The following is an 8,797-nucleotide window of genomic DNA, read 5'->3' as shown; positions in this document are numbered from 1 at the left end:
CGCTGGGGGGGGGCGCGGGGGGGTCCCGGGTCGGCGGGCCCCGGGGCCGCTGGGGGGGTTACGCGGCCCGGGGGGTCCCCCCTCCCCGGCCCGGGCGGGGGGTGGGGGCCACGCGCGCGTCCTACGCTTGGCCGCAGGCCCGGGCCGTGGCAGCGGGCCCGCAGGACCGACAGCACTGGAGGTGCGCGCGATGAGCCAGCCGCCCGGGCCGAGCCCCGCGGGACGTGCGCCCGCACCTGCGCGCCCGAGCGCGACGGACCGTGCGAGCGCGGCGGACCGGGCGCGGGCGGGTCGGGGCGCGACCCCGCCCGGCCCCCGCCGTCCGACCGACGCCGTCGGCGCGAGCGACCGTCGGCACTCCCGGCCCGCGTCGGCCGCGGTCTACCGGCGGAGGCGCCTCGTCGTCCTCGTCGGGCTGCTCCTCGTGGTCGGGCTCGTGGCCGCGCTCCTCGCGTGGGTGTGGCCGGGCTTCGCGCGAGCGGACGCGGCACCGCAGCCCGCGCCGACCGTGACCGTGACGGCCGAGGCGCCCACGCCGACCCTCGAGCCCGTCGCCCGCACCGGGACGTCGGCGTTCGCGACGGCGCTCCCGGACACGGTGCTCGACCTCGTGCTCCGCGCCGACCCGGCCACCGAGGCGTGGACGCCGGCGCGTGCGCTCGAGGCGTACGAGCTCGTGTACGCCGACGGCGAGGGCGACGACGCGACGACGGTCACCGTCGTCGCGGGCCAGTGGGCGACGGTGGCCGAGGCCGAGACGGCCGTGGCCGACCTCGTCGCCGCTGCGGGCGAGCCGACCGACACGGGCGACGTCGAGGTCGCCGGCGAGCGCGCCGGCTCGTACGCCGTGACCCCCGCGGGCGACGGCCTGGCCACGGTCACGTGGCGCAACGGCACCGCCGTGCTCCAGGCGACAGGCCCCGCCGACGTCGTCACCGACGTCTACGCCGCATACCCCCTCTGACGCCCCCTCTGACGCCCCCTGCGACGCCCCTCCGACGCCCCGCTCCGACGCCACCGGGACCCGTCCGGGACGGCCCCGTGCGCGACGCACGGCGAGACGCCTGCGACCCCGCGGCGCCGCCGGGCACCCAGGTGCGCAAGAATGCCCTCACCGACCACCGGGAGCTGATCGTCCATGACCGACCCGTCGACCTCGTCGACCGTGCCCAGGCTCGCCGTGCTCGGCGCAGGCGTCATGGGCGAGACCGTCCTCGCCGGCGCCCTCGCGTCCGGGTGGCGACCCGCCGACGTCGTCGCGACCGTGCGCCGCGCCGAGCGCGGTGACGAGCTCGCGGCGCGCCACGGCGTCGCCACGACGCGGGACAACGTCGAGGCCGTGCGCGGGGCCGGCGTGGTCGTGGTCGCGGTCAAGCCGAAGGACGTCGCGGCGCTGCTCGACGAGGTGTCCGGCGCGGTGGGGGCGGGGACGGTCGTGGTGAGCGTCGTCGTCGGTCTCCCCACGTCGTTCTACGAGGAGCGGCTCCCGGCGGGCACCGCGGTCGTGCGGGTCATGCCCAACACCCCGTCCGTCGTGGGCGCGGGCGTGAGCGCGGTGAGCCGCGGCAGCGCCGCGGACGACGCCGACGTCGCGCTCGTCGAGCGGTTGCTCGCCGCGACCGGCCTCGTCGTGCGGGTCGCCGAGAAGGACCAGGACGCGGTCGGCGCGCTCTCCGGCTCCGGGCCGGCGTACGTGTTCTACGTGATCGACGCGCTCGCCGAGGCGGGCGTGCTGCTCGGGCTCACGCGGGCGACGGCGCTGGAGCTCGCGACGGCCACGGTGCACGGCGCCGCGACCATGCTGCGCGAGACCGGCGAGCACCCCGCGATCGCGCGCGAGCGCGTGTCCTCCCCGGGCGGCACGACCGTCGCGGCGCTGCGACGCCTCGACGCCGGCGGAGTGCGCGCCGCGTTCCTCGACGCGCTCGAGGCCGCGCGCGACCGGTCGGTCGAGCTCGCGGCGGCGCTCGCGGGCCCGCCGGCACCGCCCGGGGCGACCGGCGACGAGGCGCGGGCGTCCGGCGACGAGGCCCGGGGGACCGACCGGTGAGCGACGGCCCCTCGGCGCGCACGCGTCCGCCCGCGATGTCCGACGTCGCGCGGCTCGCCGGGGTCTCGCACCAGACGGTCTCGCGCGTGCTCAACGACCACCCGAGCGTGCGCCCCGAGACGCGCGACCGCGTGCTCGACGCGATCGCGACGCTCGGCTACCGCCGCAACAGCGCGGCGCGCGCGCTCGTGACCATGCGGTCGGGGACGATCGGCGTGGTCACCACGGGCTCGGCGCTGTACGGCCCGACGTCGACCCTCATCGCCGTCGAGGAGGCCGCGCGCGAGCAGGGCTACTTCGTGAGCGTCGCGACGATCCGGCGCTACGACGCGGACACGATGCACCGCGTGCTCGAGCACTTCATGGACCAGAGCGTCGAGGGCATCGTCGTCATCGCGCCGCAGACGGACGTCGCGGCGGCGGTCGACTCGTTCCGCGCCCCCGTGCCGGTCATCATGATCGCGGCGCGCGACCGGCCCGGCGACGGCGACCCGGCGGACCGGGTGCTACCGAGCACCGGCGCGCTCGGCGCCCCGGGCGCGATCCTGCCCATCGCGGTCGACCAGCGCCTCGGCGCGCGCCTGGCGACGGAGCACCTGCTCGGCCTCGGTCACCGCACGGTGCTGCACGTGTCCGGCCCGCTCGACTGGTTCGACGCCCGCGAGCGCGAGACCGGCTGGCGCGCGGCGCTCGAGGAGCACGGCGCGCCCGTGCCCGACCCGGTGCGCGGCGACTGGTCGTCGGACCGCGGGTACGCCGTGGGGCGCGAGCTCGCGGACGGCCTGCGCACGGGAGACGGGCCGACGGCCGTGTTCGCGGGGAACGACCAGCTCGCGCTGGGCCTGCTCCGGGCCTTCTGGGAGCAGGGCGTGCGCGTGCCGACCGACGTGTCGGTCGTCGGGTTCGACGACGTCGCGGGCGCGGGGCACTTCATCCCGCCCCTGACGACGGTGCGCCAGCCGTTCGGGTCGCTCGGCCGGCGCTGCATGGCGATGATGATCGACGCCCTCTCCGGTGCGACCGTCCGGCCCGTGTCGATCCCGCCCGAGCTCATGGTGCGCGAGAGCACGACGACCCCGCGGGGCTGATCGGGCACCTGGGCGACGGCACGCGCCGGGGGAGTTGGCCTCGTCGGTTGTGAGCGCTAACATTCCAGGGACAGACCGACCTACCGAGGCGCGATGCCGCGACGAGGAGTAGCAGCGATGGTGCAGCAGGACGAGGTGGGCCGCCGGCGCGCGGCCGTCGTGGCAGGAACGACCGCGCTCGGGATCGAGCTCGGCTCGACGCGGATCAAGGCGTGCCTCGTGGACGAGGACGGCACGCCGCTCGCGAGCGGCAGCCACGCCTGGGAGAACCAGTTCGAGGACGGCACGTGGACGTACTCGCTCGAGGCCGTCGAGGCGGGGCTCCGCGACTGCTACGCGCGACTCGTGGACGACGTCGAGGCGCAGTACGGCGTGCGGCCCACGACGTACGGGGCGCTCGGCGTCTCCGCGATGATGCACGGCTACCTCGCGTTCGACGCCGACGGCGAGCTGCTCGTCCCGTTCCGCACGTGGCGCAACACCTCGACCGGCCCGGCCGCGGCCGAGCTCACCGAGCTCCTCGGGTACAACGTGCCGCTGCGGTGGTCGGTCGCGCACTGGTACCAGGCGATCCTCGACCGCGAGCCGCACGCGGACCGCGTCGCGTCCCTCACCACGCTCGCGGGGTACGTGCACCGGCGCCTCACCGGGCGGCACGTGCTCGGCGTGGGCGACGCGTCCGGCATGTTCCCCGTCGACCCGGCCACGCGCGACTACGACCACGCGCGCCTCGCGCTCGTCGACGAGCGCGCCGCCACGCACCGTGACGGGCCCAAGCTCGCCGAGCTGCTGCCCGACGTGCTCGTCGCGGGCGAGGACGCGGGCCGCCTGACGGCCGAGGGCGCGGCCTGGCTCGACCCCACGGGGTCGCTGGAGCCCGGCGTGCTGCTGTGCCCGCCCGAGGGCGACGCGGGCACGGGCATGGTCGCCACCAACGCCGTGGCGCCGCGCACGGGCAACGTCAGCGCGGGGACGAGCATCTTCGCGATGGTCGTGCTCGAGCGACCGCTCGCCGCCGTGCACCACGAGCTCGACCTCGTGACGACGCCCGCGGGCGACCTCGTCGCGATGGTCCACTGCAACAACGGGGCGAGCGAGCTCGACGCATGGGCCGGGCTGCTCGGCGAGCTCGCCGCGGCGGTCGGCGCCACCGCGACGTCGGACGACGTGTTCGGCGCGATCTTCCGCGCCGCGCTCGACGGGGACGCCGACGGCGGCGGCCTGCTCGCGTACAACTACCTGGCCGGGGAGCCCATCACGGGCCTCGACGAGGGGCGTCCGCTCGTGGTGCGCACCCCCGGGAGCCGCCTCACCCTCGCCAACTTCGCGCGCACGCAGGTCTACGGCGCGTTCGGCACGCTGGCGCTGGGCATGCGCGTGCTCGCCGACGAGGGCGTGGGCATCGACGGGATGCTCGCCCACGGCGGCATGTTCCGCACCGCGGGCGTCGCCCAGCGTCTCCTCGCCGCCGCGATCGGGGCGCCCGTGAGCGTCGGCCGGTCGGCGGGCGAAGGGGGCGCCTGGGGCATCGCGGTCCTCGCGGGCTACGCGCGCGACCGCGCCGCCGGTGCCCCGCACGCGACGGCCGACCTGGGGACGTACCTGCGCGAGCACGTCTTCGCGTCCGCCGAGACCGTGACCGTCGACCCCGACCCCGCCGACGTCGCGGGGTTCACGACCTACCTCGAGCGGTACGCCGCGGGGCTCGCCGTCGAGCGCGCCGCCGTGGCGGCGCTGCCGACCCGGACCGACGGAGAGGACCTCGCATGACCACCCCGACCACCGCCGCGCCGGCCGTCCCGGCCCACCTGCGCGACGCCGTCGACGCCGCCAAGGAGCGCGTCGCCGCGCTGCACGCGGAGCTCCCGCGCTGGGAGCTCGTCGTGTGGACCGCGGGCAACGTCTCCGAGCGGGTCCGCGACACGACGCGGCCCGACGGCTCGGGCGACCTGCTCGTCATCAAGCCGTCCGGCGTCGCGTACGACGACATCACCCCGGACGCGATGGTCGTGTGCGACCTCGACGCCACGCTCGTCGAGGGCGACCGGTCGCCGTCGTCGGACACGGCCGCGCACGCCTACGTGTACCGGCACATGCCCGAGGTGGGCGGCGTCGTGCACACGCACTCGACGTACGCGACGGCGTGGGCGGCGCGCGGCGAGCCCGTCCCGTGCGTGCTGACGATGATGGCCGACGAGTTCGGCGGCGACATCCCCGTCGGGCCGTTCGCGCTCATCGGCGACGACTCGATCGGTCGCGGGATCGTGGAGACGCTCCGCGAGTCCCGCAGCCCCGCCGTCCTCATGCGCAACCACGGCCCGTTCACGATCGGCGCCGACGCGCGCGCGGCGGTGAAGGCGGCCGTGATGTGCGAGGAGGTCGCGCGCACCGTGCACGTGAGCCGTCAGCTCGGCGAGCCCACGCGCATCGCGCAGCACGACGTCGACGCGCTGTACGAGCGGTACCAGAACGTCTACGGGCAGCACACGGTGCCCGACCAGCACTGACCCCGGCCGGGTCCGGCCCGCCGGCCGACCGGGACCGACGCGCACGGCACGACCGCAGCACGACCAGCCCGGACGGGCCCGCAGCGGTGCGGACCCCGCCCACGACACGAGAGATGGACCTGACATGAGCAAGCCCTACGCGGACCGCGAGATCTGGTTCCTCACCGGCAGCCAGGACCTGTACGGAGAGGAGACGCTGCGGCAGGTCGCCGAGCAGTCGCAGGAGGTCGCGCGCCTCCTCGACGCGTCGCCGGACGTCCCGGCGACCGTGGTCTGGAAGCCCGTGCTCAAGGACGCCGACGCGATCCGGCGCGCGATGCTCGACGCCAACGCGGACGACCGCGTGCTGGGCGTCGTGACGTGGATGCACACGTTCAGCCCCGCGAAGATGTGGATCGCGGGCCTCGACCAGCTCCGCAAGCCGCTCCTGCACCTGCACACGCAGGCGAACGTCGAGCTGCCGTGGGACACGATCGACTTCGACTTCATGAACCTCAACCAGGCGGCGCACGGCGACCGGGAGTACGCGTACGTCGCGACGCGCCTCGGGGTCGCGCGCACGACCGTCGTCGGGCACGTGACGAACCCTGCGGTCACGGCGCGCGTCGGGTCGTGGGTGCGTGGCGCCGCGGGCTGGGCCGCGACGCACGAGCTGCGCCTCGTCCGCTTCGGCGACAACATGCGCAACGTCGCGGTGACGGAGGGCGACAAGACCGAGGCGGAGCTGCGCTTCGGTGTGAGCGTGAACACGTGGGGCGTGAACGACCTCGTGCGGGCCGTGGACGAGGTGTCCGAGGCCGACGTCGACGCGCTCGTCGCGGAGTACGAGGACCTCTACGACGTGGCCCCGGAGCTGCGCAAGGACGGGGAGCGGCACGCGTCGCTGCGCTACGCCGCACGCCAGGAGATCGCGCTCGAGACGTTCCTCGCGTCGGTGGGCGCCAAGGCGTTCACGACGAACTTCGAGGACCTGGGCGACCTGCGCCAGCTGCCGGGCCTCGCGGTGCAGCGCCTCATGGCCAAGGGCTACGGGTTCGGCGCCGAGGGGGACTGGAAGACGGCCGTCCTCGTGCGCGCGGCGAAGGTCATGGGCGCGGGCCTGCCCGGCGGCGCGTCCCTCATGGAGGACTACACGTACGACCTCACGCCGGGGAGCGAGAAGATCCTCGGGGCGCACATGCTCGAGGTCTGCCCGTCGCTGACGACCTCGACGCCCCGGGTCGAGATCCACCCGCTCGGCATCGGCGGCAAGGAGGACCCGGTCCGCATGGTGTTCGACGCGGACCCGGGCGTCGGCGTCGTCGTGTCGCTCGCGGACATGCGCGACCGGTTCCGCCTCACGGCGAACGTGGTCGACGTCGTGGCGCCGTCCGCCCCGCTGCCGCACCTGCCCGTCGCGCGTGCGGTGTGGGAGCCCCGCCCCGACTTCCCGACGTCCGCCGAGGCGTGGCTCACGGCCGGCGGCGCGCACCACACGGTGCTCTCGACGGCGGCCGGGATCGACGCGTTCGAGGTGTTCGCGGACATCGCGCGCACCGAGCTGCTCGTCATCGACGAGAGCACCACGCGCCGCGGCTTCCGCGACCAGGTGCGGTGGAACCAGGTGTACTACCGCCTCGCACAGGGCCTCTGAGGTCCGGGGGAGGCCGTCCGTCCGTCCGGTCCGGGCCCCGCGGGGTCGTGACCGAACCGTGACGAGGGACGGCTTCCCCTCCGATCGTGTGAGCGCTAACATCGTGCCTCGGGAGGGTGTGAACGATCACACACGGACGGCGCGGGGCCCGGGTCCGACGGGGCCTCCGCGCTCACGGCACACCGCTGTGCCGGACGGCGGCCGCAACGGTTACCGAACGGTTATGCGGAATGCCGGGTCGGGGCTTGCGGGGGAGGCCCTGACACCGCTAGACATTGACACAAGCAAACATGTATCAACAAGAGTCAACAGTCCGATGGCGGGCTGGTACGACCCGACGACCCTCGGCACGGCGCCGAGGTCGCATCTCAAGGAGGAGAGCATGTTCAGCACGACCAAGGCGCGCACGCGTCTGACGGGTGTCCTCGCCGGCGTGGCGGTCCTCGCGCTCGCGGCGTGCAGCAGCGGGGGCGGCGGCACGGACGACGGCGGCAACGACGCGGGCGGCGACGGCGGCAGCGGCGACGCGATCGTCGTCGGCTTCTCGCAGGTCGGCGCGGAGTCCGGCTGGCGCGCGGCCAACACGAAGTCCATCCAGGACACGCTCACCGCCGAGAACGGCTTCGACCTCAAGTTCTCCGACGCGCAGCAGAAGCAGGAGAACCAGATCCAGGCGATCCGCTCGTACATCGCCCAGGGAGTGGACGTCATCGCGTTCTCCCCGGTCGTCGAGTCCGGCTGGGACGCGGTGCTCGAGGAGGCCAAGCAGGCCGGCATCCCCGTGATCCTCACCGACCGCGCGGTGGACTCCGAGGACGAGTCGCTCTACGCGTCGTTCATCGGCTCCGACTTCGTCCTCGAGGGCGAGATGGCCGGCGAGTGGGTCTCCGAGAACGTCGCGACCGAGCCGATCAACGTCGTCGAGCTCCAGGGCACCACGGGTGCCGCGCCGGCGATCGACCGCAAGACCGGCTTCGAGAACGCCACGAAGGACAACCCCAACGTGACGATCATCGACTCGCAGACCGGCAACTTCACGCGCGCCGAGGGCAAGACGGTCATGGAGGGCTTCCTCCAGGCGCACGACGACATCGACCTCGTCTACGCGCACAACGACGACATGGGCCTCGGCGCCATCGAGGCCATCGAGGCCGCCGGTCTCGTCCCGGGCGAGGACATCAAGATCGTCACCGTCGACGCGGTCAAGGACGGCATGCAGGCGCTCGCCGACGGCAAGATCAACTTCATCGTCGAGTGCAACCCGCTGCTCGGCCCGGACCTGGCGGAGATCATCAAGAAGGTCGTCGCGGGCGAGGAGGTCGAGAAGCGCATCGTCGTCGAGGACCAGTCCTTCACGCAGGAGCAGGCGGTCGAGGCGCTCCCGACCCGCGAGTACTGAGCGGCCCCTCGGAGCGATCCGAGACGCCGCCGGCGGGGGGGGGGGGGGGGGGGGGCGCCCCCCCCCCCCCCCCCCCCCCCCCCCCCCCCGGGGCGGGGGCCGGGCCGCGCCCCCCCCCCC

The 8,797-nt window shown here is 74.9% G+C and carries 7 protein-coding genes; all 7 read left to right on the top strand.

Annotated features, from left to right (window positions below; translation table 11 throughout):
* The first annotated feature begins 190 nt into the window (after positions 1 to 190).
* The gene (locus tag GYH36_RS10600) at positions 191 to 964 is read left to right on the top strand and encodes a hypothetical protein (RefSeq protein WP_162289831.1); all 774 of its coding nucleotides are present in this window, start codon (positions 191 to 193) and stop codon (positions 962 to 964) included.
* A gap of 174 nt (positions 965 to 1,138) precedes the next feature.
* Positions 1,139 to 2,050 (top strand): pyrroline-5-carboxylate reductase, encoded by a 912-nt coding sequence (proC, locus tag GYH36_RS10595; RefSeq protein WP_162289830.1) that lies wholly within the window; start codon positions 1,139 to 1,141, stop codon positions 2,048 to 2,050.
* Positions 2,051 to 2,085: 35 nt separating this feature from the next.
* Complete coding sequence (locus GYH36_RS10590) at positions 2,086 to 3,138, top strand: LacI family DNA-binding transcriptional regulator (RefSeq protein WP_115943537.1); 1,053 nt, start codon at positions 2,086 to 2,088, stop codon at positions 3,136 to 3,138.
* Positions 3,139 to 3,255: 117 nt separating this feature from the next.
* Complete coding sequence (locus GYH36_RS10585; protein ID WP_162289829.1) at positions 3,256 to 4,908, top strand: xylulokinase; 1,653 nt, start codon at positions 3,256 to 3,258, stop codon at positions 4,906 to 4,908.
* The gene (locus GYH36_RS10580) at positions 4,905 to 5,645 is read left to right on the top strand and encodes an L-ribulose-5-phosphate 4-epimerase (protein WP_162289828.1); all 741 of its coding nucleotides are present in this window, start codon (positions 4,905 to 4,907) and stop codon (positions 5,643 to 5,645) included. The genes GYH36_RS10585 and GYH36_RS10580 overlap by 4 nt, the downstream gene beginning before the upstream one ends.
* Before the next feature lie 124 nt (positions 5,646 to 5,769).
* The gene (gene araA / locus GYH36_RS10575) at positions 5,770 to 7,278 is read left to right on the top strand and encodes an L-arabinose isomerase (RefSeq protein ID WP_024838817.1); all 1,509 of its coding nucleotides are present in this window, start codon (positions 5,770 to 5,772) and stop codon (positions 7,276 to 7,278) included.
* A 382-nt stretch (positions 7,279 to 7,660) separates the two neighbouring features.
* On the top strand, positions 7,661 to 8,677 hold the full coding sequence (locus tag GYH36_RS10570; protein WP_024838816.1) for an ABC transporter substrate-binding protein: 1,017 nt from the start codon (positions 7,661 to 7,663) through the stop codon (positions 8,675 to 8,677).
* The last annotated feature ends 120 nt before the right edge of the window (positions 8,678 to 8,797 follow it).

This window comes from Cellulosimicrobium composti (assembly GCF_010287905.1).
Taxonomy (GTDB): domain Bacteria; phylum Actinomycetota; class Actinomycetes; order Actinomycetales; family Cellulomonadaceae; genus Cellulosimicrobium; species Cellulosimicrobium composti.
Note: the sequence above shows the minus strand (reverse complement) of the source record. Positions and strands in the feature narration are given on the sequence as shown.

Coding starts and splice junctions, on each gene's coding strand:
- GYH36_RS10600 (WP_162289831.1), top strand. CDS start 191: ATGAGCCAGCCGCCCGGGCCGAGCCCCGCGGGACGTGCGCCCGCACCT.
- proC (WP_162289830.1), top strand. CDS start 1,139: ATGACCGACCCGTCGACCTCGTCGACCGTGCCCAGGCTCGCCGTGCTC.
- GYH36_RS10590 (WP_115943537.1), top strand. CDS start 2,086: ATGTCCGACGTCGCGCGGCTCGCCGGGGTCTCGCACCAGACGGTCTCG.
- GYH36_RS10585 (WP_162289829.1), top strand. CDS start 3,256: ATGGTGCAGCAGGACGAGGTGGGCCGCCGGCGCGCGGCCGTCGTGGCA.
- GYH36_RS10580 (WP_162289828.1), top strand. CDS start 4,905: ATGACCACCCCGACCACCGCCGCGCCGGCCGTCCCGGCCCACCTGCGC.
- araA (WP_024838817.1), top strand. CDS start 5,770: ATGAGCAAGCCCTACGCGGACCGCGAGATCTGGTTCCTCACCGGCAGC.
- GYH36_RS10570 (WP_024838816.1), top strand. CDS start 7,661: ATGTTCAGCACGACCAAGGCGCGCACGCGTCTGACGGGTGTCCTCGCC.